18 protein-coding genes are annotated in these 24,270 nt (G+C 65.7%); 9 read left to right on the forward strand and 9 right to left on the reverse strand.

The annotated features are described in order from the left end of the window. The first annotated feature begins 60 nt into the window (after positions 1-60). Positions 61-1,194, forward strand: a complete 1,134-nt coding sequence (gene pgfA, locus CH295_RS07225) for a cell envelope lipid trafficking protein PgfA (protein WP_094635233.1) — start codon at positions 61-63, stop codon at positions 1,192-1,194. Positions 1,195-1,291: 97 nt separating this feature from the next. Here pgfA and CH295_RS07230 read toward each other — a convergent pair whose 3' ends face one another. The 3 genes from CH295_RS07230 to CH295_RS07240 form a co-directional block, all read right to left on the reverse strand. Continuing rightward, positions 1,292-3,010, reverse strand: a complete 1,719-nt coding sequence (locus tag CH295_RS07230; RefSeq protein ID WP_094740204.1) for a nitrilase-related carbon-nitrogen hydrolase — start codon at positions 3,008-3,010, stop codon at positions 1,292-1,294. Next, positions 3,007-4,449 carry a purine-cytosine permease family protein gene (locus tag CH295_RS07235; protein ID WP_094635231.1) on the reverse strand — a complete coding sequence of 481 codons (1,443 nt, stop codon included), beginning with the start codon at positions 4,447-4,449 and terminating at the stop codon, positions 3,007-3,009. Before CH295_RS07235 ends, CH295_RS07230 begins: the two co-directional genes overlap by 4 nt. Before the next feature lie 168 nt (positions 4,450-4,617). After that, positions 4,618-5,055 carry a MarR family winged helix-turn-helix transcriptional regulator gene (locus tag CH295_RS07240; RefSeq protein WP_094635230.1) on the reverse strand — a complete coding sequence of 146 codons (438 nt, stop codon included), beginning with the start codon at positions 5,053-5,055 and terminating at the stop codon, positions 4,618-4,620. 105 nt (positions 5,056-5,160) lie between these two features. Between CH295_RS07240 and CH295_RS07245 the strand changes: the two genes are divergently transcribed. Beyond that, complete coding sequence (locus tag CH295_RS07245) at positions 5,161-6,237, forward strand: substrate-binding domain-containing protein (protein WP_094635229.1); 1,077 nt, start codon at positions 5,161-5,163, stop codon at positions 6,235-6,237. Here CH295_RS07245 and CH295_RS07250 read toward each other — a convergent pair. Then, positions 6,218-7,432 (reverse strand): MATE family efflux transporter, encoded by a 1,215-nt coding sequence (locus CH295_RS07250; RefSeq protein ID WP_170945787.1) that lies wholly within the window; start codon positions 7,430-7,432, stop codon positions 6,218-6,220. The two genes, CH295_RS07245 and CH295_RS07250, sit on opposite strands and share 20 nt — an antisense overlap. 25 nt (positions 7,433-7,457) lie before the next feature. Here CH295_RS07250 and CH295_RS07255 point away from each other — a divergent pair, with 25 nt between their 5' ends. After that, positions 7,458-9,194: an MmpA family trehalose lipid delivery protein gene (locus CH295_RS07255; RefSeq protein WP_502694468.1), complete on the forward strand. Its 1,737-nt coding sequence runs from the start codon at positions 7,458-7,460 to the stop codon at positions 9,192-9,194. Here the strand turns inward: CH295_RS07255 and CH295_RS07260 are convergent. Beyond that, positions 9,141-10,361 (reverse strand): glycosyltransferase family 4 protein, encoded by a 1,221-nt coding sequence (locus CH295_RS07260; RefSeq protein WP_094740320.1) that lies wholly within the window; start codon positions 10,359-10,361, stop codon positions 9,141-9,143. The genes CH295_RS07255 and CH295_RS07260 overlap by 54 nt on opposite strands. An 84-nt stretch (positions 10,362-10,445) precedes the next feature. Between CH295_RS07260 and CH295_RS07265 the strand changes: the two genes are divergently transcribed. Next, on the forward strand, positions 10,446-11,216 hold the full coding sequence (locus CH295_RS07265; protein ID WP_252341947.1) for a class I SAM-dependent methyltransferase: 771 nt from the start codon (positions 10,446-10,448) through the stop codon (positions 11,214-11,216). Positions 11,217-11,225: 9 nt separating this feature from the next. Continuing rightward, a complete protein-coding gene (locus CH295_RS07270; protein WP_094740207.1) occupies positions 11,226-12,104 on the forward strand; it encodes an ROK family protein in 879 nt (292 codons plus the stop codon). Between the two features lie 66 nt (positions 12,105-12,170). Here the strand turns inward: CH295_RS07270 and CH295_RS07275 are convergent, their stop codons facing one another. The 4 genes from CH295_RS07275 to CH295_RS07290 all read right to left on the reverse strand — a co-directional run bounded on the left by CH295_RS07275 (position 12,171) and on the right by CH295_RS07290 (position 17,201). Then, positions 12,171-14,000 carry a phosphoenolpyruvate carboxykinase (GTP) gene (locus CH295_RS07275; protein ID WP_037195939.1) on the reverse strand — a complete coding sequence of 610 codons (1,830 nt, stop codon included), beginning with the start codon at positions 13,998-14,000 and terminating at the stop codon, positions 12,171-12,173. Between the two features lie 308 nt (positions 14,001-14,308). Next, positions 14,309-14,614, reverse strand: coding sequence for a DUF6802 family protein (locus CH295_RS07280; RefSeq protein WP_052048118.1), 306 nt, complete (start codon positions 14,612-14,614; stop codon positions 14,309-14,311). A 32-nt stretch (positions 14,615-14,646) separates the two neighbouring features. Next, positions 14,647-16,176 carry a P-loop NTPase family protein gene (locus CH295_RS07285; RefSeq protein ID WP_094740208.1) on the reverse strand — a complete coding sequence of 510 codons (1,530 nt, stop codon included), beginning with the start codon at positions 16,174-16,176 and terminating at the stop codon, positions 14,647-14,649. Further along, positions 16,173-17,201 carry a hypothetical protein gene (locus tag CH295_RS07290; protein WP_094740209.1) on the reverse strand — a complete coding sequence of 343 codons (1,029 nt, stop codon included), beginning with the start codon at positions 17,199-17,201 and terminating at the stop codon, positions 16,173-16,175. Before CH295_RS07290 ends, CH295_RS07285 begins: the two co-directional genes overlap by 4 nt. 212 nt (positions 17,202-17,413) lie before the next feature. On the opposite strand from CH295_RS07290, the gene trmB reads away from it, so the two are divergent. The 4 genes from trmB to CH295_RS07310 all read left to right on the forward strand — a co-directional run bounded on the left by trmB (position 17,414) and on the right by CH295_RS07310 (position 24,240). After that, positions 17,414-18,172, forward strand: a complete 759-nt coding sequence (trmB, locus tag CH295_RS07295; protein ID WP_037195945.1) for a tRNA (guanosine(46)-N7)-methyltransferase TrmB — start codon at positions 17,414-17,416, stop codon at positions 18,170-18,172. 14 nt (positions 18,173-18,186) lie between these two features. Further along, positions 18,187-18,873: an NYN domain-containing protein gene (locus CH295_RS07300; RefSeq protein WP_230596533.1), complete on the forward strand. Its 687-nt coding sequence runs from the start codon at positions 18,187-18,189 to the stop codon at positions 18,871-18,873. Beyond that, complete coding sequence (locus CH295_RS07305) at positions 18,874-21,999, forward strand: MMPL family transporter (RefSeq protein ID WP_094740210.1); 3,126 nt, start codon at positions 18,874-18,876, stop codon at positions 21,997-21,999. Between the two features lie 87 nt (positions 22,000-22,086). Continuing rightward, the gene (locus tag CH295_RS07310; protein ID WP_094740211.1) at positions 22,087-24,240 is read left to right on the forward strand and encodes an MMPL family transporter; all 2,154 of its coding nucleotides are present in this window, start codon (positions 22,087-22,089) and stop codon (positions 24,238-24,240) included. The last annotated feature ends 30 nt before the right edge of the window (positions 24,241-24,270 follow it).

Here is a 24,270-nt window from a genome sequence, read left to right on the forward strand (position 1 = left end):
GGCGAACGTGTTTCCCGCCCGCGGTGTCTTCCATGAAGCGGTCAACTAAGGAGATACAGCATGGCGGAGCGCTCAGGGCCGAGCCGGATACTTGCCCTCGTACTCATCGGCTTGGGCGCGTTTCTGGTGGTCGCCGCCATCCTCATCCCCACCTACACCATTTCGGCGCTCGAGAAGACGCCGTTGGACCTCGAAGTCACCACCGTCTCCACCGGTGAGGGCAGCGTGCTGAACGCGAGTTCCCTTGCAGCAGGTCGCGCAGTGGTCGACCAGAACGTTCCCCTCGTCTCCCAGCGATTCGTCACCGTCGAGGATCCCTCCGACGCCGACATCATGACGCTGCAGGCAGGCCAGACTCTGCGTCGCAGCGACAAGCAGGCCGACACCGGACTGCTCACCGCAAGCGTCGACCGCGTCACCATCGACCGCAAGACGTCGATGCCCGTCGAGAGCCCGATCGGCACCATCCAGGTGGCAGGCAACGCGCCCGCCGAAGAGGTGGCCCACACCGGACTGCAGTACAAGTTCCCGTTCAACTCGGAACAGAAGAGCTACCCGTACTTCGACGTCAATGCGCGTGCGACCAAGGACATCGACTTTGTCGAGGCAACCGAGATCAACGGCACGCCGGTCTACCAGTACCAGCAGACCGTCGGCCCCGTCGATCTGTCGACCGTGGTGAACCTGCCGACCAACAAGGTCACCCTGCCCGCCGACACCTGGGGTGTCGAGGGTGGAGCCGCGCCGGTGACGATGACCCGCTGGTACGAGAACACCCGCACCCTGTGGGTCGAGCCCGAGACCGGCGTCGTCGTCAAGGGCGAAGAGCAGATTCACCAGTACTACGGACGTGAGGCGGGCCGGCCCGAGGTCGACGTTCTCAACGCTCCGATCACGTTCGACGAGAACACGGTCGAATACCAGATCCAGCAGGCCAAGGACGGCCAGGATCAGATCTCGCTCTTCGGCCGTACCGTCCCGATCATCGCCGGAATTCTCGGTGTCATCTCGCTGATCGCCGGAGTGTTCCTGCTCCTGCGCGGTGGCAACGGTGGACACCGTCAGCCGGCCCGAGCGGACAACACTCCGCGACCGACCCCCGGTGGCGGAACCGCTCCCGCTCCGTCGAGCAACCGTGATTGGACGACGGATCGCACGGAAGAGATTCCGAGGACGAACCTCAACAAGGAGTAGGTGCGCTACGCAGGAGTGGAGCCTGCGGAACGACCCGGTTGGTCAGTGGCGTGGTTAGGTGCCCGTGGGGGCACCTAACCACGCCACTGGTGTTTTCTCAGGCGGTCGAGAGAATCCCGTAGTGGTGGGGTTGCCGCATCAGGACGAGGTCTTTGCGTCGTACGACGTTGGTCGGGTACGGCCCGTCGAGGTTGGTGGTGTCGATAACGCTCGTCGCGTGGCCTGGTTCGGATGCATCGACGATGGCTTCCGTTCGAGGAAATGCGAATGTGTCCGGCCCGAACACTCCGCTGTGTCCGGTGATTCCGCGGTCGAGGTCGACGGCATTCGCGAAGGCGAAGTAGACGTTGTTCTCGCCGGCGCGCACGCGCATATGGTGCCAGTGGGTGGCGTCGGGCCCGGTGAGAACCTCGGCGGCGAGCGGAATCTCGGTTCCGGGGTGCGATCCGACGAAGGTACCCGCCAGTGCGGATGGGCAGACGATCAGATCGCACCCGCGCAGCGCGAGCACTCGGCCCGATTCCGGTAGCAGCGCATCGTTGCCGACGAGGAGACCGACTCGTCCCAGGGGCAGATCGACGACTGCCCAGGTGTCGCCGCCGTCGAACAGCGGCGCATGCTCCGCGGACAGGTGGATCTGTCTGTAGGTTGTGCGGGCTCCGTCGGTTCCGAGCAGGACGGCCGAGTTGTACACCCGCTCGGTATCGGTGTCGCGCTCGGCGATGCCGACGACGATCGACATGCCGTGCCGAACCGCGAGGTCCGCGATCCGTGCGAGCGAGGGCCCGTCGGCAGTCTCGGCGACGTCGCGAGGCGGTCGAGCTGCCGAGACCGGTCCGGTGATCGACAGCTCGGGAAAGACGACGAGATCCGTTGTGCCGGAGACCTGTTGGATCCAGGCCTCGATGTCCGCGAGGTTGCTCTGGACCGATGTACCCGGCGTGCTTTGCACCACGGTCACCGCAGACGTCTCGCCTGCGGGCAGCGGCGAGTGGCCGTACAGGGTGAAGAAGTCCAGAGGGTTCCAGGTGTACGTGTTCGTCTGGAGTTCCCGATACAGCTCAGGTCGACGCGCGGGCCCGCACTCGCGGGTACGCCGAATGTCGATCTCGGCGGCGACGATGCCGTTGCCGACGTCGATCCGGCCGGTGACGGTTCCGTCGGGCTCGATGATGCATGTGCCGCCACTGAATTGGACCGTCCGTTCGAGTCCCCATCGATTGCTCTCGATGACATAGCAGTTGTTCTCGAAGGCTCGACTGATCCAGTAGGGAGCCGGAGTTCGCTCGGCCAGCCAGTTGCTGATGTGGCAGATCACGTCGGCGCCCTGCAGTGCGACCACGCGAGCGGTCTCCACGAAGTGCAGATCCATGCAGATCAGCATCGCGATTCGGCCGAGCCTGGTCTCGAACACCTGATGGCCCAGGTTCCCCGGAGCTGCCCATTTGGGCTCGGCGATGTACGGGTGTGTCTTGCGATGGGTACCGATGATTCCCTGGGGTCCGATGAGAACTGCGCTGTTGTAGAACAACCCGCTTGTCGGATCGACTTCCGGCATCCCCAGCACGATGTAGCAATCGCGACGGGCCGCGATCTCGACGAACGTATCGGTGGTGGGTCCGGGGATCTGCTCGACGACGGTCGATGCCTCCCCGGGATCATGGAAACAGTAACCGGTGGTGGCCATCTCGGGCGTGGTGATCAATTCGGCCCCGTCGGAGGCGGCCTTGTCGACCAGCTCTGCCAGCGCGGCGACATTCGCGTCCTTGGCGAACAGTGTGGGTTCGAACTGGATGGCCGCTGCGGTGAATGTCATGACGTCACAGTCCTTTCGATTGTCGGAGCTTCGGTGGAGACAGGTGGTTCGTAGTACTTCCCCCGCGTTGCCATCGTCAGTGGGATGTAGATGATCGGCCCGAGCAGCATCGCGATGAACGAGGCGTAGTACGACGGGTAGAGACCGAACACGCCGAGTCCGCCCACGGCCACGCCTGCCGCCATGGCGAAAATGCCACAGGGGTTCCAATTACGCACTCGCCCTTCGCGGAACTCGATGTTGTTCCGCGGTGCGAGGCCGAGCATTCGTCGGCAGACGAAGTAATCGGCGAGCAGAATGAAGATCCAGGTGTTGGTCATGATCCCGGTGACGGCCAGGAACTTGTCGGTGTACTGCAGGATGTTTACCGGGTAGCAGAGCACGCCGACGACGAGTAGCGCGACCATCCACCACTGGCGTCCGACCTTGCGGGGCGAGAGCACGTCCCAGGCGTTGGACAGTGCCAGCGACCCGGAGTACAGGTTCATCACGTTGATGCGCACCTGGGTGACAACGGCGAAGATCACGCCGAGCAGTCCCATCACGACGGCAAAATACAGCCCAGGATCGGTGGCCGAAAGTTCTGGTGTGGCAGTGCTTCCGGTGAAGTGGCGCAACATGGTGAAGCCGAGGAAGACACCGAGGATCATCACCACGACGATCATGAGCAGCTCCGCGAGCATGAGCCCCGCGGTGCCCACGTAGCCGACGCTCTTCTTGACGAAACGTCCGTAGTCGGTGGCGATGAGAGCCTGGAACACCACCTGTCCGTTCGCAAGACTGAACGCCTGCCACATCGCGGTTGCGGTGAACCCGCCGGTGGCTTCCCATTGGCCCGGCCCCACCAGGACGTATCCACTGGCCAGCATGTACATGCCGATGGCGAACAGAATCAGGAAGATCGGCATACCGAACCGCTGCAGAATGTTCATCGAGTGCATTCCACGCCAGGAGAAGAACAGCGCAACGAGGGCGACCAGTGCGAACACCACTGTCGCCCAGGCAGAGTTGATGTCGATGCCGGCGAGTTCGCTGAGGCCGTGCGAGACGATGCTGCCCTCGAAGATGAAGTAGAAGACGTAGTTCACGGCGTAGACGAGCGAGGCCACGGCCGATCCTTTGGTGCCGAAGCCGAGTCCGCGGGTGAGCAGTGGCAGCGACAGGCCTTCCTGGCTGGCAATACGCATGATCAGGCTGCCGACCAGCGTTGCGCCGATCACCATGTAGGCGACGGGGATCAGGAACATCGGCCACCCCACCAGGAAGCCGATCTGGCCGCCGAGCGCGAACCAGAACATCGCGGTGACGTTGCCGGTGAGCACCAGCAGGATCGCCGGCCGTCGCCATCGTTGATCGTCGGGCACGCGAGAGGTTGCGTAACTTTCGATCTGGTCGTCGAGGCTGGTCGCTGGCCCCTCGAAGTACTTCTTCATGTTCATGAACTGGTGTCCACTTCGGTTCGCGGTGAGAGCGCTGGCTGCGCTGCATCGGAACAATACTTTCCGTGGACACTATTGCAACGTGAAACATGTTAAAAGGAGATCACGAAAGTTCACGACCAGGCGAGGGACTGCCGAATTCGAGCAAATGCCGGAACCCGGCAACGATCACAGGGTGACCGAGGACGCCTTCGCGTTGGTCTCGAGAGAACGCAGCAAGGATTGCAACTGCTCACGTTCGGATTCGGACGGAAACACAGTGGCCGCGACTGCTTCCATGACCGGAGCCGCCTCGTCGTACTTGGCGCGCCCACGCGCGGTCAGGCGAATGAGCACCTGACGACGATCCACGGTGCCGGTACGACGGTGCACGAGATTGTTGGAGACCAGCCGGTTGACGGCCTTGGTCAGCGTCGGCGGCGCGAGCAGCGCGAACTCCGCGGTTTCGGCCATCGTGTGGCCTTCGCCGTCCGACAGCAACGACAGCACCCGCCACTCCTCGAGATCGAGCTCCCACGGGACGAGCGCACCGCGCAACCGATCCGAGACGGCGCGCTCGACGACGGTGAGCAAACGAGCGGCCGAACCAGCCTCGTCGTGATTCACGCGATCATGCCCCTCTGCTCTTACCTCGCCTGCGGCGCTACAGTCTCCTCAGCGATTCTAGGGCGAAGCGAGCAGCGAATCGACACGGATCGGACGGACAGCACGATGAACAGCGATCGGTTCGACACGTTTCGCGTCGGTCTGATCTTTCCGATGTCCGGACCGTTCGGCCTGGTCGGCCCGTCGAGTGAACTGTCGGCCCAGCTGGCACGGGACGAACTCAATGCCGCCGCCGGTGTACTGGGCCGGCGCGTCGAGCTGATCTCGATCGACGGTGGTCGCGACCCGGCCGCCGTCGCCCACGAGGTCTCGACCCTCCTCGACGCAGGCACCCTCGACGCAGTCGCGGGGATGCACACCTCGGCAGTCCGTCGAGCCGTGATTCCGGTGGCCACGAACCGAATCCCCTACGTCTACACGTCCCTGTACGAGGGCGGTGACCGCTATCCGGGCCTGTTCATCACCGGCGAGACACCCACCAACCAACTCGTCCCGGCACTGGACTTCCTGGTCCGCGAGTTCGGACGCAGACGGTGGGCAATCGTCGGAAACGACTACGTCTGGCCGCGCAAGAGCGCCACCATCGCGGCCGCCCGGCTCCGGGAACTCGGGGCCAGCGTGGTGCACGCCGAGTTCAGGCCGGTCGGCAGCACCGACTTCGCCACCTCCGTCGGCGCGCTCGAACGATCAGGGGCCGACGGTGCCGTAGTTCTGCTCCTCGGCGACGACGCGGTGTACTTCCATCAGCAATTCGCTGCAGCGGGACTCGACGTCCGATGCGTTCGACTCAGTCCGCTGATGGACGAGAACATGTTGATCGCGGCAGGCGGAGAGAACACACACGGGCTCTATGTCGCCTCGGGATACTTCGAAACACTGGCCACCGAAGACAGTTTGGGATTCTCCGGCCGATTCGCCCGTGCGTTCGGCGTCGACGCGCCGATCGTCGGTGCTCTGGGGCAATCGTGTTACGAGGGCATCAAGCTGCTGGGTGCACTGGTGAACAGGGCCGGCACCACCGATGTGGGCGTCATCGAATCCATCTCCGATTCGGTGTCGTTCACCGGTGCCCGCGGTCGACTGTCCCTGTCCAACGGCCATGTCTCGCAGCCGATCTACTTGGCGCTGGCCGGCGAGGTCGACTTCGAGATCCTCAGCGAGATCAGACCCGCGAAGGACTGACGCGGTTCCCCCACAACACCAGGCTGCATACCACCACCATCGTCACCGCGGCGGTGACTGCGGCGACGACGACGAACTGCGCGAGCGTCGACGCCACGAACAGCAGCAGCAATACCTCGACGCCGAGGGCGAACCAGGCGACGAGAGCGAGGTGGGTGCGTTCGCCCGCGATTGCCCACAGCAATGCGCTCTGCAGCACGGCCAGGCACGCACCCTGCAGCACGAACAGCCAGACGTACTCCTGCACACCGGAATACGTGTCGCCCACCACCAACGGCAACAGCGGAGACGCCAGTGCACCGCCGATCACCAGAACCGTACCGAGCCCCGCGACGACGGCCAGAGCCGACCGCACAGCGGAGGCAGAATGCAGCGGGTTCGCCATCCGCGGATACAGCACGACACCGACGGCCTGCGGCAACCAGAACGCCGCCTTGGACGCGACGGCTCCGACGGCGTACAGCCCGGCCTCGTTGGAGCTGAGCAGCGTGCGCGCCAGCACCAGATCCAGCGCGGACATCGCGATCAACACCAGCTGCACCTGCGAGGCCTGCAGCACGGCCAGAACGGTCACCTTGGTCTCCGACACCGAGTTCACCGGCACCCCGGCCGTCCACCGCGCACCGAGCGCCACCACGCCGATGCCCGCGGCCGTGGCCAACAGAACCGAACCGGGCCCACCGCCGAGCACCAACACCAGCACGGCCGGAGCCACCTTGCCGAAGCCGGCGGCGGCCAACACGACGCTCAGGGCTGCGAAGCGCCCACGTCCCTGCAGCAAGCCCTGTTCGGCGGCCAACAACACCAGCACCGGCGCAGCGATGACCGCCGACACGGTCGCCGCCATCGAGACGTCCATGGCCGCGGACAGTGCGGGGGCCAGTGCCAGGGCGAGGACCCCGACCACCGCCGCACACCGATACCCCACTGTTCGCAGTTCACGAGAACTGCGCCCGCGCACCACTTCACGCGCAACGACGGACTGCAACGCCAACGCCGGAACCGCGAGAACCAATTGCGCAGCAAGCAGACTCGCGAATTCTCCGTAGCCCTCGACGCCGAGCAACCGGCTCGCGAGAACCTGCAGCAGGTATGCCGCAACGTTCGCGAACATCGAACCGGCGGTCACCATCCCCATCCCGGCGACCGAGGCACCCGCCGTGTGGTCTGCCTCGGACGAGGCGCGGAAAGACATGAGCCCACGGTATAGGGTGCCGATCATGGCGTGGTCGAGGTCGAGGTGGACACCGCCGCTCTACAGCCTGCTGCTCGCCGTGGTGATTCTCGGCCCGCTTCTCGGCCCCGGCTATCTCCTGCTGCGCGACGCCGTCAGCACTCCCCGTTCCTACTTCACCGACTCCGCCTGGGGAATCGCCGACGCGGCCGCGAGGGCAGTGCCGCAGGACGCCGCTATTGCCGCGCTGACGACGGTGTTCGACGGTGGCCTGGTGGTCAAGACGATTCTGCTGCTGGCCCTGTGGCTGACCGGATGGGGCGCGGCCGTCATGGCGCAGAAGGTACTGCCGACAGCCCCACTACCCGCGCTGCTCGTCGCATCGACGGTGGCCGTGTGGAACCCGTACGTCGCCGAGCGACTGCTGCAGGGACACTGGAGCCTGCTCGTCGGCTATGCCGCTCTGCCGTGGACCGTGGTCGCTGCACTCGCGGTCCGGCAGAGTCGTTCCTGGTGGGCACTCGCAGTCTGTCTCGCTGCTGCCGGGCTCACCCCCACCGGCGCGTTGCTCGCCGCGACCATCGCCCTGGTGGTCCTCGCCCTCCCCGGGGGTGCCCGACGCGGCCTGCGCGTGGTCGGCACCCTCGGACTGGCGGCGGTGGCGTCGGCACCGTGGCTGGTGGCGACGGCGGTGTCCGGCGGTGGCGTCGAGCAGACGGATCCGGCGGGGTGGGCGGCGTTCGCGGCTCGTGCCGAGCCCGGCCTCGGTACCCTCGGCTCCCTGGCCGGCCTCGGCGGAATCTGGAATTCCGATGCTGTACCCGCCTCTCGTACAAGCATTTTCGCGTTCGTGGGCACGGCGCTGCTGTTGACCGTCGTCGCGTTCGGGGTGCGGCCGCTGATCAGGCGCCGAAGAAATCCGGTGATCCTGGGACTCGCTGTCGTTGCGTTGCTTGCCATTGCAGCTCCTGCGCTGGCAGCGACGGGACCGGGGCTGGCAGTCGCCCGGGCTCTGGGCGAGACGGTGCCCGGTGCCGGTCTGCTCCGGGACTCGCAGAAATGGGTCGCGCTGGCGATGCCGATCTATGCGTTGGCCGCCGCGGCTGCGTTTACTCCCCGGCGTCGACCGAATCCGGTGCAACCAACCGCGCTGAGCGCGGTCCAGCGCACCCGATTCGGCAGCGCCGTTGCGATACTGGCCCTGCTGATCGCACTACCCGACCTGGCCTGGGGCGTCGGGAACTCGATGCGGCCGGTGGCGTACCCGGCGTCCTGGCAGGCGGTCGCAGACGAAGTGCAGAGCACCGCAGGCGATGTCGCGGTACTACCGGCCGGGATGTTCCGCCGCTTTTCGTACAGCGGCAGTGCTCCCGTTCTCGATCCTGCGCCGCGGATGCTGCCGTCGGACGTGTTGCAGACCGGCGAGCTCATCGTCGCGGGCGGCACGGTGCGGGGTGAGGGGGCGCGCGCGACGGAGGTCCAGAATGCGCTGCTCGCAGGCGAATCCATGAACGTGATCGCACAGCTGGGTGTCGGCTGGGTACTGGTGGAGAACACCACCCCCGGCGAGCTCGGCGAATCTTCGCAGACACTGAATTCACTGGACATCGCGTACTCCGACGAGGAGCTCACTCTCTACCGAGTACCCGATCCCGTGCTCACCGAAAGCCGCCCAGCTGCAGCCGTGATCGTTGCCCACCTCGCGTGGGCACTACTACTTCTCGGCGGACTAGCGGTAGGACTGCTGGGCCGAATCCGAGTGCTGCGCACCCACCAGCCCTGACGACCACGAGCCACGCGTCGTCGCGTCGAGCACCGAGTAGACACCTTCTGCGCATTGCTCCCAGGAGAACTCCCCTGCGCGCACTCGCGCCTTCTCGCCCAGGCGAGTTCGGGCTGCGGCGTCCTGCAGCAGTTCCGAGACGGCAGCGGTCAGACCGGAGACGTCCCGGTCCTCTTCACTGTCCGAAAGCCCGCCCACCAGAACTCCGGTGACGCCGTCGATGATGGAATCGGTGAGGCCCTTGGAACTTCGGTAGCCGACGGTCGGCACGCCGTGCTGAGCTGCTTCGACGACCGCCAGACCCCAACCCTCCTTGCGGGACGGCATCACGTGCACCCACGAGCGACCGAGCAGCGCGTGCTTGCGGTCCTCGTCCACATGACCGTGGAAAGTGACGAATCGATCGATCCCCAGTTCACTCGCGTAGTCGCGGAGGTTCTGCTCCCACCAACCGCCGCCGATGATGTCGAGGTGAATGTTCGGAATTCGGCCCCGCAGCGCGGCGACGACGTCGAGGGCGTCCTCGATCTGCTTGTGCGGAACCAACCGGGACAGCACGGTCAGCGACGGGTGCGCGGTGCGGGTGCTCTCGTCACCCTCGGGCACCGCCAGGGGAATCTCGTCGGCTCCGTTGCGCACCACGGCGATGCGCTCGCGGTCGACGCCCAGTGCGACCAACTCGTCCGCGGACGGCAACGACACCGTCAGGTACTGATTGCGGCGGTGAACCCTCGGGGACACGGTCGATTCGAGCCACCACCCGAGCTTGGCCATGAGCGGACCCGCGACCGGCCACTGCTCGCGGTGGCAATGGTGCACCAGCAATGTCACCGGTACGCCGAGCGCGGCACGTGAGAAGAAGGGAATGCCGTTCTGGGTGTCGATCACCGCGTCGGGTGCAATGCCTTTGAGCGGGCCGAAACCGAGCCGTCCGGCTGCGATGGCGGCCAGGGCGCGGGGATACACCGACAGGCGTCCACCACCGCGACTGATGCGAATCCCGTCGACGATCTCTTCGGCGGGAGCTCCGGGGTACGACGCCGTCCTCAGCGTGACGCGGACGCCGCGTCGAGCCAGACCTGTGCCCACCTGCTCGAGGTATCGCTCGCTGCCGCCGCCCTGCGGGTGCCCGGTATCGCGCCAGCACAGCAACAGAACCTCGCGCACAGCCCGCTTCACCCAATTTCCGCATGTTCGTTTCTCGACCGCCGTCGATTACCGTTGCCACAGTAACCGCTAGGGTTCGTCTTCGTGACTTCCGCCGTGACACGTCTGTTCGCCTCTCGCGCGACACTGCGCCGCTCGGTGAGTCTGCTGAAGGACTTCGGACACGAGCAGAGTGCTCCCGACATCTTCTACGGCGCACTGGCCCGCGATTCCGTGGAGCTGATCGGCGATCTGTATCGGGGTCTGACCGGCACCGACATGTCCGCGGCGACCGTGTTGGACGTGGGCGGCGGACCCGGATACTTCGCCGAGGTCTTCGGTGCGAGCTGCGCGCGCTACCTGCCCGTCGAGCCCGACGCGTCCGAGATGCACGCGGCAGGTCTGCAGATTCCCGGTTCGGTGCGCGGCTCCGGCATGGCACTACCGTTCCGTGACAACAGTGTCGACATCTGCTTCTCTTCGAACGTCGCCGAGCACGTCCGCGAGCCGTGGACCATGGCCGAGGAGATGCTGCGGGTCACCAAGCCCGGCGGGTTGACGGTCCTCTCGTACACCATCTGGTTCGGTCCGTTCGGCGGCCACGAGACCCGGCCCTGGCATTACCTCGGCGGCGAGTACGCGGCCCGCCGCTACGCCCGGACCACCGGTCACGAACCGAAGAATCGATTCGGCGAATCACTGTTCGACATCAGCGCCGCAGACGGATTACGTTGGGCACGAAGCACTCCCAATGCGACGCTACTGGCCGCATTCCCGCGCTACCATCCCCGCTGGGCATGGTGGATGATGCGCGTTCCGATACTCCGCGAGTTCCTCGGCAGCAACCTCGTCCTCGTCCTGAAACCGAACACATAGCCTGGAACGATGACGGCACTCGCACTCGACATCGGCGGCACCAAGATGACGGCGGCACTCGTCGGCGACGACGGGCGGCCGGAGAATCCGGTCACGGTGCCGACGCCCGAGTCCGATGTCTGGGACGCCTGCGCCGAGCTGCTTCGACACACGACCGAACCCGCCACTGTCACTCGTATCGGCGTCGCCTGCTCCGGTCCGGTGGATCTCGAGACCGGGTCGGTCGCACCGATCAACATCGACGAGTGGAAGGCCGGCTTCGGTCTGCGCGATCACATCGCCGAGGTCTTCCCCGAAGCCGACATCCGCCTCGCGATGGACGGCAGCGCAGCGGCACTCGGTGAGCACCGCTTCGGTGCCGCCGTAGGAGTTCCGGACGTGCTGAGCCTGGTGGTGTCGACCGGCATCGGCGGTGGGTTGGTGCTGGGCGGGAAGATCGTCGCCGGTGCAAGCGGTAACGCCGGGCACATCGGCCACATCGTCGTTCCCGGTTCGACGACGCCCTGCGCGTGCGGCGGAATCGGATGCGTGGAAACCGTCTCGAGTGGGCCGTCGGCGGTGCGATGGGCGCGCGAGCTGGGTTGGACCGGCAGCACCGGAACCGAATTGGCCGCCGATGCGGCCGCCGGGGAGCCGGTCGCCATCACCTCACTGCAGCGCGCCGGAGTGGCACTGGGTCAGGCGATCGCGTCGGCCGTCGCACTGGTGGACGTACGCATGGTGGTGATCGGTGGTGGCTTCGCTCAAGCCGGCCCGCCGCTGTGGAATCCGATTCAGGAGTCGATCGCGCTGCACGCGCGTCTGAAATTCCTCGACGGTCTGCAGGTGGTACCCGCTGCTCTGGGTGGACTCGGCACCTTGGCCGGGGCAGCCGCGCTCACTGCCTAACCGAGCTTACCCACACAGCCAGAACGGGGCCCACCCCTCGGTGAGCCCCGTTCTGTGTCGTGAATACTACGCGCCCAGGCGCTGCTTGAGGGCGTCGAATTCGTCCTGAATTCCGGTGGGCAGCTTCTCGCCGACGAAGTCGAACCACTCCTGGATCAGCGGGATTTCGGCCTTCCACTCGTCGGAGTTCACCGCGAGTGCCTCGGCCACGTCCTCGACGGTGGTGTCGAGTCCGTCGATGTCGAGTGCCTCGGCGGTGGGGACCACACCGATCGGCGTCTCGATGCCTGCGGCCTTGTGCTCGATGCGCTCGACGATCCACTTGAGCACGCGCGAGTTCTCACCGAATCCGGGCCACAGGAAGCGCTTGTCGTCGCCGCGACGGAACCAGTTGACGTAGAACACCTTCGGCAGCTTCGACTCGTCGGCGTTCTTGCCGAGGTCGATCCAGTGCTGGAAGTAGTCGCCGACGTTGTAGCCGAGGAACGGCAGCATGGCCATCGGGTCGCGTCGGACGGTTCCGACGGTGCCCTCGGCGGCAGCGGTCTGCTCGGAGCCGACGGTGGCTCCCATGAACACTCCGTGCTGCCAGTCACGAGCTTCGGTCACCAGCGGAACGGTGGTCTTACGACGTCCACCGAACAGGATCGCCGAGATCGGCACGCCCTTCGGGTCGTCCCACTCGGGAGCCATGGACGGGCACTGGGCCATCGGCACGCAGTAGCGCGAGTTGGGGTGCGCGGCATCGGTTCCGGACTCGGGGGTCCAGTCGTTGCCCTTCCAGTCGATCAGGTGCTCGGGCTTGCCTTCGAGGCCCTCCCACCACACGTCGCCGTCGTCGGTCATGCCGACGTTGGTGAACACCGAGTTGCCCTGGTCGATGGTCTTCATCGCGTTGGGGTTCGAGTCCCAGTTGGTACCCGGTGCGACGCCGAAGAAGCCGTATTCGGGGTTGACGGCGTAGAGACGACCGTCCTCACCGAAACGCATCCATGCGATGTCGTCACCGATGGTCTCGGCACGCCAGCCCGGGATGGTCGGCTGAATCATCGCGAGGTTGGTCTTGCCACACGCGGACGGGAACGCCGCGGCGATGTAGTACGCCTTGTCCTCCGGCGAGATCAGCTTGAGGATCAGCATGTGCTCGGCGAGCCAGCCCTCGTCGTGAGCCATCGCCGACGCGATACGCAGCGAGTAGCACTTCTTGCCGAGCAGGGCGTTGCCGCCGTAGCCGGATCCGTAGCTCCAGATCTCACGATCCTCGGGGAAGTGCGTGATGTATTTGGTGTCGTTGCACGGCCACGGCACGTCGGCCTGGCCCTCGGCGAGCGGAGCGCCGAGGGAGTGCAGCGCCTTGACGTAGAAACCGTCGTCACCGATCTTGTCGAGTGCGGCCTGGCCCATGCGGGTCATCACGCGCATCGAGACGACGACGTACTCGGAGTCGGTGAGCTCGACGCCCAACTTGGGGTCGGCCGCGTCGAGCGGGCCCATGCAGAACGGCACGACGTACATGGTGCGTCCGCGCATGCAACCGCGGTAGAGATCGGTCATGAGCGTCCGCATCTCGGACGGTTCCATCCAGTTGTTGGTGGGACCGGCGTCGATCTCTTCCTTGGAACAGATGTACGTGCGCGACTCGACGCGAGCAACGTCCGACGGGTCGGAGTTGCCGAGGAACGAGTTGGGCTTCTTCTCGTCGTTGAGACGAGTGAAGGTGCCTGCCTCGACCAGCTTGCCGGTCAGGCGCTCCCATTCGGCGTCGGATCCGTCAGCGAACACCACGGAATCCGGTTCGGTCAGTTCGGCTACCTGGGCAACCCAGGCAAGCAGTTCTTTGTGTCGAGTCGGCACATTGTCGGTGCCGCTCAAACCGGGAATGGTGGCTGAGGTCATCTAACTCTCCTGGGGTGAGCCGGAACCGGGAAGTACTCGCACGATCACTGTGGGCAACATGCGCGAGCAGATCTCGGTTTTCCCCTCTCGGCGGGGCGCTGCTCGACCGTTCGAGCCGCAGTACACCATCGTAACGGGTACAGCAAGCCGAGGGTCGAGCGCCGGGTGTCCTGTTGTTCAGGTTAACGCCGAGCGACGTAAATCCGGAAACAGGGTGTTGTCCGATTAGTCACAGGACCGATTCAGATAGGGAAAGATCCGCGCAAGAAGGCGTCTACCAGCGGCGACACCCCCTGCGGACATCCGGACTACAGCTCACCCGATTCGGTCATTTCACCCCGGCCGATACCGTTCGCTTCTCGAAAAATTTCCCAGGATCGGTACTGCCCGTCACGTCCGAACGCTGTGAACTTGTCCGTCACACCGTCGCCGTCGACGTCGGTCGCCACGGTCATCCCGGCGTCGGTACGTCGTACGGTGGTCTCGTAGTGGCCGTCTCCGTCGAGATCGAACAGGTCCGTCGAGACCGCGGGCGCACCCGGGTCGTCGACATCGTGGTGGTCGACCTCCTCCGTGAGGAATCCCCCTGCTGCGAAGCCATCCACCGCGATCATCGACGCTCCTCCCCTCGAACCCGACACTGCACCTACTGACTCCGACGCACCGGCTCGTCGAACGGTTCCGCGTGCGCGGCGGAGAAATGGACGGGTTCGCGGGGCACGAACGCACCGCGATCGGGTCCGCGGAATCGCTCGAGCCCCCGTTCGAGTGCCGAGAGATCGCGATCGCAGGCAGACAGCAGCGCCGATCGGTGGTCGGCGAGCCGACGCAGCTCGGCATCGACCTCGGCGAGTGCGACGTCGATGCGGGCCACTGCGTCCCTGTCCGCGGTCGCGACGGCGGACGCGAGCATCGACTCGGCATCGAGAATCCGCGAGAGCAATCGCTGCTCCACCGACGATTTCACCCGAGCGAGGCTTTCCTGCATCCAGCCGCGCAGGTGGGCACGGTCGGCCACGAGCGCCCGCGAGCGCGTGATCCACCAGGCGAGCGCACCACCGAGGACGAGGGCGATCACGGTGTTGGCGACGGCCCAGGCCGGCACGAGCGCCATCGGCGACACCACCAGCCGCCCGAGTCCTACCCCCGCCGACGCGCCGACAACGATCATGACGAGATCCTCGATTCCCCGACGCCGGGACGGCTCCCCGATGTCGAGCGGGTCGTCCGCGACACTCGATTCCGCCGGTATCGGCGTGAGCCCGAGATCGGTCTGCACCGTCCGCAAGCGGGCCGTGAGCGCCGCGTCGGCTCGATTCCGGGCTCCGCGCGCGGACTCGGCGACATGCACCGGAAGGTGCGTGAGTTCTGCACGTCCGGCTCCGTCGATCGTGGCTTTGGCCTCGGCAACCAGGGCGCGGAAATCTTCGGCGGCGACATGGAGAGACTCCACGCGCACCCGTTGAATTCGGTTGTGCAGCAGCGCCCGTCGATCGCCACCTAGATTCTCTCGTTCGCCGACGAGCTCGGCTCGCCGCGCTCGGAGTTCGGCCGTATCACCGCCCCCGGTCACCGCGCGCGCTCTCGCCACGATCGACGCTCTGGCTCCGGATGCGCAGTCCTGCACTGCCGCAGCATATTTGCGCTGGGATCCGAGAGCCGTGGCCTCCAGCAGCAGCGCGCCCAGTCGGTCTGCCACTGCTCCGAGACCCGACTCGGCAGACATCGCTGTGTCACCGCTCTCCCGGCCCGTGCGCGCCAACCGAACCGAGATCGGATGGAACGTGCACTCCACCGCCCGTGGGACGCACTCGGCAACGACGTCACTGTCGGCCGAGACAATTTCACGCCAGTGCCGATGCACGTCGATCTTGTTCACCACGAACACGACCGGCGTGGATTCGAGGGCTGCTCGCCACTGCTCGACCTCGACGCGGCCCACCGGAGCCGACGCGTCGACGACGATCATCACGACGGCTGCGTCGGCTACCGAGTCCGAGAACTCGATGCCGCCGAGCCGGGACAGCTCACGGCGCAGTTCGGACTTGCCCGACCCAGCGGTACCGGTGAGGTGAACCCCTGCAGGTCTGCTGCCCCTCGCCCTGTCTATCTCGTCGAGTGCACTCGAATTCCAGCGTCGTAGAACGCTTTTCATGTCTTCCGAGAGCGGGGTCATCGGCGCAGCATTCGCACGTGCCCTCGACACAGCGCGAGTGCCGCGCGGCGCACGTCGGGGTCACCGGCAGCGGCCGCCCGCCTCTTCCACAGCACCGCCTGCTCCAACGCGACCTGCTCCGAACCGGTCTCGATCGGCACCCCCAGACGTAGAGCCGCGTAGCGCATCTCGGCAGCCACCGCTTCGTCGGAGGCCAGGTACGACTCGACGGCGTCACGAACCCGCCGGTGGCCGGCGGAGATCTGTTGCACTGTGCGATGCATTTCGGCGTCCCGAGCCGCCGCGGCCGCCGACACGGCCGTGGAGACGGCGGCGATCAGGGCGTCGGCACCGGTGGCGTCGGCCAGCATGCGCACCGCATCGGCGTCGGACACAGCGGGTCGCTGCCGCAGTACGTCGACGAGCAGAGCGAGACCTCGCAGTTCGATGCATTCGATCAGCGCGTCTCTGCGACGCGTCGACACCGCGATGTCGGCGGCGCGAAACCGCTCGACGGTCATCAGGTCGGTCGGGCGCAGATCGGCCGACGCGACGGCTCGCACGTCGGCCATGTCCAGGGGCGCACCGGCCCGGCCCACTCCTCGCAATCCCGCCGCGGTCGTTCCCATCACCGGCAGCACCGTCCGCCCCAGCTGCTCCGAGGCCGCTGCGGCCGCGGCTGCGGGATCGTCGAGTGTGTCCGCCTTCGTCAGCACGACGACGGTCCCGTCCAGAACATCCTTCGGCCTGGAACCGAGCAGTGCGGTGTCGACCGGCGACACCGCACCCGCGATCACGTGGACGAGCACCTCGCCCTCGCTGCTGTCCGTTCTGCCCTCGTGCCATCGGACATCGAGGCCGTCGGCGTCGAGCGACACCGACCCGACAACGGCGAGAACCGCGGACTTCCCGACGCCGGTGCGGCCGGTCACCCGTGCGGTCATCGGCCGCAGGCGCTCGTGGACGGCGGATTCGACGGCTGCATGTGCGTCGCTCGACGCAGCGCGGTCACGCAATCGGCCCAGACCTGCCTCGGCGACGTCCATGATCGATTCCCCCCAGAACGACCCCGCCGCCACGTTACAGAGTCGACGCACAGCCCCCTGCTGCGGCACCGATTCTGGCACACGCGGGCGCTCGTGAGCCGGTCGAGAGAAATTGCACGGTTGTAATTAGGCGGGTTCGTCCTGGCGCTGATCAGCGGCAGGACCGCAAGTCTCAACTTCAACTCGAGACCCACCTGTCACACGCCCCGCCGATGCGCGACAATGGACCGGTGAACGAGCCCCAGGACACCTCTGTCGACACCGAGGAGAACGCCGCGCAGACCCAGGAACGGGGCTCACGGCTGTACCCCCGCGTGACGAGTTTCCGCTCTCGGCGCGGAGCGCTGACCGAAGCGCAGCAGACCACCTGGGACAACCTGTGGCCGCGCATCGGTCGCGACGTCGCCGACGAGCAGATCGACGTCGACGCCTGGTTCGGGCGCAGCGGCCCGGCGATTCTCGAGATCGGCTCGGGTACGGGCACGGCCACCACGGCAATGGCCTCGGCCGAGCCGCACGTCAACCTGATGGCCGTCGAGGTCTACCGACCCGGCCTGGCCCAGACACTGCAGCAGATCGAACGAGAAGGCATCGAGAACGTTCGGTTGCTCCGCGGTGACGCGATGGACGTGCTCGAGAACATGCTGTCCTCGGAGTCGTTGACCGGCGTCCGCGTCTTCTTCCCCGACCCGTGGCCCAAGGTTCGGCACCACAAGCGTCGACTGCTGCAGGGTCCGACCTTCGCGATGATCGCGGATCGGTTGAAGCCCGGTGGCGTTCTGCACGTGGCCACCGATCATGCCGAATACGCTGAGTGGATTGCCGAGGCCGGGAACGCCGAGCCCGGTTTGACCGTTCTCGATTGGGAATCGCCCATGACACACGAGCGACCGGTGACGAAGTTCGAGGGCAAGGCACAGCTGGTCGGTAGCTCGGTGACGGAATTGATCTGGGGAAAGAAGACAGCATGAGCGTCAGTACGGACATGCCCGACACCGTGGTCGACCCCTCAGAACTCGGCGCGATCGGTGAATCGCGCCACAGCAAACGCGTCCTGCTGGTCTGGGACGCGCCGAACCTGGACATGGGACTCGGCGCAATTCTGGGTGGCCGACCCACCGCCGCCTACCGTCCGCGCTTCGATGCCCTGGGCCGATGGCTGCTCAGCCGCACCGCCGAACTGTCCACCTCCGGCACCGCGACACTCGAACCCGAGGCCACGGTGTTCACCAACATCGCCCCCGGCAGCGCAGATGTGGTCCGACCCTGGGTCGAAGCATTGCGTAACGTGGGCTTCGCGGTGTTCGCCAAGCCCAAGGTCGACGAAGACAGTGACGTCGACGCAGACATGCTCGACCACATCGACTTCCGCAACCGTGACGGCGGCCTCGCCGGGGTCATGGTCGCGTCCGCCGACGGTCAGGCGTTCAAGGGGCCGCTGGAGGCCATCGCAGCAACCGGAGTGCCCGTACAGGTATTGGGCTTCCGGGAGCACGCAAGCTGGGCTGTCACGTCGGACATCCTGGAATTCCTCGACCTCGAGGACATCCCGGGTGTCTTCCGCGAGCCACTGCCACGGGTGAGTCTGGATTCGCTTCCCGACGAAGGCGCGTGGCTGCAGCCCTTCCGACCGCTGTCCGCCCTGCTCGTCGGGCGCCAAGGAGTTTCTTAAGTGTTCGCCAGATGGGGAGACATCGTCTACCGGCTGCGGTACACCGTTATCGGTGTCATGGTGGCCGGACTGCTGGGCTTCGCCGCCTACGGTCTCGATCTCAACAGCCATCTCAGTCAGAGCGGTTGGGACGATCCGACGTCGGAATCGGCTCAGGCCGCCCGTCTGGCAGACACCACCTTCGGTCGCGACAAGCAGGGTGACGTCATCGTCCTCTACACCGCGCCGCAGGGCTCGACCATCGACGATCCGGCGTTCCAGTCGGCGATCACCGACAATTTGAACTCTCTGGTCGCCGACCATCCGGACCAGATCGAGAAGATCAACGGCACTTACTTCCCCGGGACGGGCGCGCCCAATCTCGCCGCGCTCGGCACCACCGACAAACAACACGCCATCGCCAGCATCGCCATCGCCGGTGCCAACGACACCGAACTGACCAACAACTTCCAAGCCGTCAAGGACGTCTTCTACATCGACGGCGTGAACGTGCAGGTGACCGGCCTGCAAGCCGTCGCAGGCGCGTTGCAGTCGACTATGGCCGGCGACATCCAACGCATGGAAATCCTGGCCATCCCTGCCGTTGCGGTGCTGCTGTTCTTCATCTTCGGCGGCGTCGTGGCCGCCGCGCTCCCGTTGATCATCGGTGGTCTGACGGTCGTCGGAGCCAACGGCATCGTGAAGGTGTTCACCAACTTCACCGAGGTCAACTCGTTCGTCGCACCCGTGGTCTCGCTCGTCGGCCTCGGCTTGGCCATCGACTACGGATTGTTCATCGTCTCGAGATTCCGAGAGGAACTCGGCGACGGCTACTCGACGCCACAGGCCGTGCGCCGGACGGTCATGACGGCCGGTCGAACCGTGGTGTTCTCCGCGACGATGATCGTCGCGTCCCTCGGTGGTCTGTTGCTGTTTCCGCAGGGCTTCCTCAAGTCCGTGGCCTACGGCTCCATCGCCACCGTCGCACTCGCGGCCCTGACGGCCATCACGATCCTGCCCGCGATGCTCGCCATCCTCGGCCCTCGCGTCGACGCGCTCGGTCTGAAGTTCATGCGCAAGACCAAGTCGAGCGAGGAGATCGAGAACGGCATGTGGGGCCGCCTCACCCGCTGGGTGATGCGCAACCCCGTCAAGGTCACCGTGCCCATCGTGCTCGGCCTGGTGCTCCTGACGCTGCCGGTCGGCAACATCAAGTTCGGCGGCATCAACGAGACCTATCTGCCTCCCGACAACGTCACCCGCGAAGCGCAGGGCGAGTTCGATTCGCTCTTCCCCGGCCAGCGCACCGAGCCGATCAAGTTGGTGATCAGCAATGCGCAGGGGGCCAACCTCGCAGCGATCACCAACCAGGCCAACAATGCGCCAGGTTTGATCGAGCAGTTCACTCCCAACGGGGCCAGCAAGGACGGCATCATCGTCTTCAAGGCCGGGCTGGTCGATCGCAACGACTCCAAGCCCGCTATCGACTTCCTCCGCAGCATCGACGTGCCCGAAGGAGCGTCGGTTCTCGTCGGCGGCACACCTGCCATCGAGCAGGACTCGATCAGTGCACTCATCGACAAACTTCCGTTGATGGCCGTCCTGGTGGTGTTCATCGTGACGCTGCTGATGTTCCTGACGTTCGGATCGTTGGTGTTGCCGATCAAGGCGGTGCTCATGACCGTCCTCGGCCTCGGTGCCACCATGGGCATATTGACGTGGATATTCATCGACGGCAACGGGGCGGGGCTGATGAATTTCACCCCTGGTCCGATCATGGCTCCGGTATTGGTGCTGATCATCTCGATTGTGTTCGGCTTGTCCACCGACTACGAGGTCTTCCTGCTCTCCCGCATGGTCGAGGCTCGCGAAAAGGGTGCCAGCACAAGCGAAGCCATCCGTATCGGAACCTCGCATACCGGACGTATCATCACCGCCGCGGCCCTGATCCTCATCGTCGTCACCGGAGCGTTCACGTTCTCGGATCTGGTGATGATGAAGTACATCGCCTACGGCATGATCGCCGCCCTCATCATCGACGCCACCCTCATCCGCATGTTCCTCGTGCCGGCGACGATGAAACTGCTCGGCGACGACTGCTGGTGGGCACCGCAGTGGATGAAGCGAATCCAGAAGAAACTCGGACTCGGCGAGACCATCCTCGAGGACGAGCTGCTCCCCATCGACAACGTGCCCGAGCTCGCGCTCGCAGGCGGTGCACCGTCGAGTACGGTCGCGCCGCCGATGCGTCCGGCACCGCGCCGTAACGAGCCGCTCACCGAACCCATTCCAGTGGTCGCACCACACGGCGGGGGACCCATCCGGGCGACCCACGCCGCGAAGGAAGAATCCCGGCGCAGCGTGACGGGGCGTCCGGCAACCCCACCCGAGCCGACCCGTGCTCCCGCCACACCTCCGGCACCGGCCGCTCGACCTACCGCGACCCCTCCCCCGACCCAGGCAGCTCCGCAGGAACAACCCGCTCCTCGGCCTGCCCCGAGCCGACCGGTGGCCCCGCGCCCGACCGTCGAACCGGAACCGACCCAGGCAGCAGACGTCGTCCGGCCCGCACCGCCGATCAACCCGGTGGCTGCTCCCCCGTCGGCTCAGCCGCCCCGCGGACCGAGCGCACCGCGTCCGCCGGTCGCACCGCCGAGTCGAACCCGGGCTGCTCGCGCACCTCGGGCCGAGGAACCGGATTCGCGTTCCATCGAGAGCTGGCTCGCCGACCTGCGAGCGCCCAGCGCATCACCACCCCCGAGCACACCGCGCAACGGTTCGACCTCGAACGGTTCGAATCACAGCAATTCGAACCACACCGACTCGAACCACACCGGTCCCGACGAGAACAGCTCGCCGCAGAACGGTGCCGAACGCAACGGCCACAGCAACAACGGTTCCGAACGCACCGGCACCGAACGCAACGGCAGCAACGGGTCCGAGCGGAACGGCACGGAGCCGACCGGTACCGATCGCAACGGCAGCAACGGATCCGCGTCGAACGAATCCCCGTCCGAGAAGCCGTCGGGTCGCCGGGCCGCACCGACCACCGAGGGCGGCGACAGCGGTCGTCATCGCGGCGGCGAGAACGGACACGTGCTCAGCGTCAGCGAACTGCTCGCGCGCGAGCGCAACCGCTCACGCTGACGCAGATGTGATTGGCTTGCCTCGTCGGCCGAACTGTTCGCCGACGAGGCGGCGGTAGTCGCGTGGATCCGGGGGAGTTGCACACACGTGTTCGTTCGATGGGGAAATTTCGTCCACCGACTCCGGTACACCGTTCTCGGTGTCATGGTGGCCGGGCTGTCGATCCTGGCGGCGTACGGCTGGGATCTCACCGACCACCTGAGCCAGAGCGGTTTCGACGATCCCACGTCGCAATCTGCTGCTGCGAACAACCTCGCCGAGGAGACGTTCGGCCGCAATGCCGAAGGTGATGTGATCGTCCTCTACACCGCGCCCGAGGGGTCGACCATCGATGACCCGGCATTCGACGCTGCGGTCGTCGCCAATCTCGATTCACTGGTGGCCGATCACCCGGACCGCATCGCGAAGATCAACGGCAGCTACTTCCGGACTGCCGAAGCCCCGGTGCTGGCGGCGCTGGGCACCACGGACAAACAGCACGCCATCGCCAGCATCGCGATCGTCGGCACCAACGACACCGAGCTGACCGAGAACTTCCAGGCCGTCCAGAGCGCCTTCTACATCGACGGCGTCGACGTACAGGTCGCCGGCCAACAAGCCGTCGCGGCCGCACTCCAGTCGACGATGACCGACGACATCCACCGCATGGAGATCCTCGCCATCCCGGCAGTGGCGGTGCTGCTGTTCTTCGTGTTCGGCGGCGTCGTGGCCGCTGCGCTGCCGCTCATCGTCGGAGCGCTGACCGTCGTCGGTGCCAACGGCATCGTGAAGCTGTTCACCCACTTCACCGAAGTGAACACCTTCGTCGCACCGGTGGTGTCTCTGGTGGGACTCGGCCTGGCGATCGATTACGGACTGTTCATCGTGTCGCGTTTCCGAGAGGAACTGGGTGACGGCCGGTCGACGCCCGATGCCGTCCGTCGATCGGTCATGACGGCCGGTCGTACGGTGGCGTTCTCGGCGACGATCATCGTCGCGTGCCTCGGCGGTCTGTTGCTGTTTCCGCACGGGTTCCTGCGGTCGGTGGCCCTGGGTTCGATTGCGACGGTTGCACTCGCAGCGCTGACTGCGATCACCGTCCTGCCGGCCATTCTGTCCATGCTGGGGCCACGCGTCGACGCGCTCGGTCTGGCATTCATGCGCAAGACCAAGTCCTCGGAGGAGATCGAGAACGGGATGTGGGGCAAGCTCACCACCTGGGTGATGCGCAACCCCATCAAGGTGGTCGTCACCATCGTGCTCGGACTGCTGGCGCTGACGCTTCCGATCGGGAACCTCGCGTTCGGCGGCATCAACGAAACGTATCTGCCACCGGACAATCCGACGCGGGTGGCGCAGGAACAGTTCGACGAACTGTTCCCCGGCCAGCGCACCGAGCCGATCGAATTGGTCATCCAGAACGCCCAGGGGTCGAACCTCGCCGCCATCACCACCCAGGCGAACAACGCACCCGGCCTGGTCGAGCAGTTCACCCCGGTCGGCGCCAGCAAGGACGGCATCATCGTCTTCAAGGCCGGACTGATCGATCGCAACGACGCAGCGCCCGCCATCGAGTTCCTGCGCAGCATCGACACTCCCGAGGGCACCTCGATGGAAGTGACGGGAACGCCTGCAATCGAACGGGATTCGATCGATGCACTGGTGGATCGTCTACCCCTGATGGCGGTATTGGTCGTTCTCATCGTCACGGTTCTGATGTTCCTGACGTTCGGCTCCTTGGTGTTGCCGATCAAGGCGGTGCTGATGACGACCCTCGGACTCGGTGCCACGATGGGCATTCTGACGTGGATCTTCATCGACGGCCACGGCGCGGCGTGGCTGAACTTCACGCCCGGGCCGATCATGGCGATGATTCTGCTGCTGATCGCCGCCATCGTCTTCGGACTGTCCACCGACTACGAGGTGTTCCTACTCTCCCGCATGGTCGAAGCTCGCGAAAATGGTGCCAGCACAAGCGAAGCCATTCACATCGGCACCTCGCATACCGGACGCATCATCACCGCGGCAGCGTTGATTCTCATCGTCGTCACCGGAGCATTCGCGTTCTCGGATCTGGTGATGATGAAATACATCGCCTACGGCATGATCGCCGCCCTCATCATCGATGCGACCGTCATTCGGATGTTCCTGGTTCCAGCGACGATGAAATTGCTCGGCGACGCGAGCTGGTGGGCACCGGCCGGTATGAAGCGCATGCAACGCAAACTCGGACTCGGCGAAACGGTTCCGAAAGACGACTGACGCGCCGCCGCCCCACCCCACACGCGTCAA

This window comes from Rhodococcus sp. 14-2483-1-2, from assembly GCF_002259405.1.
Lineage (GTDB): Bacteria > Actinomycetota > Actinomycetes > Mycobacteriales > Mycobacteriaceae > Rhodococcoides.

Coding starts and splice junctions, on each gene's coding strand:
- CH295_RS07285 (WP_094740208.1), bottom strand. CDS start 16,176: ATGACCCCGCTCTCGGAAGACATGAAAAGCGTTCTACGACGCTGGAAT.
- CH295_RS07290 (WP_094740209.1), bottom strand. CDS start 17,201: ATGGACGTCGCCGAGGCAGGTCTGGGCCGATTGCGTGACCGCGCTGCG.
- CH295_RS07235 (WP_094635231.1), bottom strand. CDS start 4,449: ATGAACATGAAGAAGTACTTCGAGGGGCCAGCGACCAGCCTCGACGAC.
- CH295_RS07275 (WP_037195939.1), bottom strand. CDS start 14,000: ATGACCTCAGCCACCATTCCCGGTTTGAGCGGCACCGACAATGTGCCG.
- CH295_RS07280 (WP_052048118.1), bottom strand. CDS start 14,614: ATGATCGCGGTGGATGGCTTCGCAGCAGGGGGATTCCTCACGGAGGAG.
- CH295_RS07250 (WP_170945787.1), bottom strand. CDS start 7,432: ATGTCTTTCCGCGCCTCGTCCGAGGCAGACCACACGGCGGGTGCCTCG.
- CH295_RS07255 (WP_502694468.1), top strand. CDS start 7,458: ATGGCGTGGTCGAGGTCGAGGTGGACACCGCCGCTCTACAGCCTGCTG.
- trmB (WP_037195945.1), top strand. CDS start 17,414: ATGCGCGACAATGGACCGGTGAACGAGCCCCAGGACACCTCTGTCGAC.
- CH295_RS07230 (WP_094740204.1), bottom strand. CDS start 3,010: ATGACATTCACCGCAGCGGCCATCCAGTTCGAACCCACACTGTTCGCC.
- CH295_RS07270 (WP_094740207.1), top strand. CDS start 11,226: ATGACGGCACTCGCACTCGACATCGGCGGCACCAAGATGACGGCGGCA.
- CH295_RS07245 (WP_094635229.1), top strand. CDS start 5,161: ATGAACAGCGATCGGTTCGACACGTTTCGCGTCGGTCTGATCTTTCCG.
- CH295_RS07300 (WP_230596533.1), top strand. CDS start 18,187: ATGCCCGACACCGTGGTCGACCCCTCAGAACTCGGCGCGATCGGTGAA.
- pgfA (WP_094635233.1), top strand. CDS start 61: ATGGCGGAGCGCTCAGGGCCGAGCCGGATACTTGCCCTCGTACTCATC.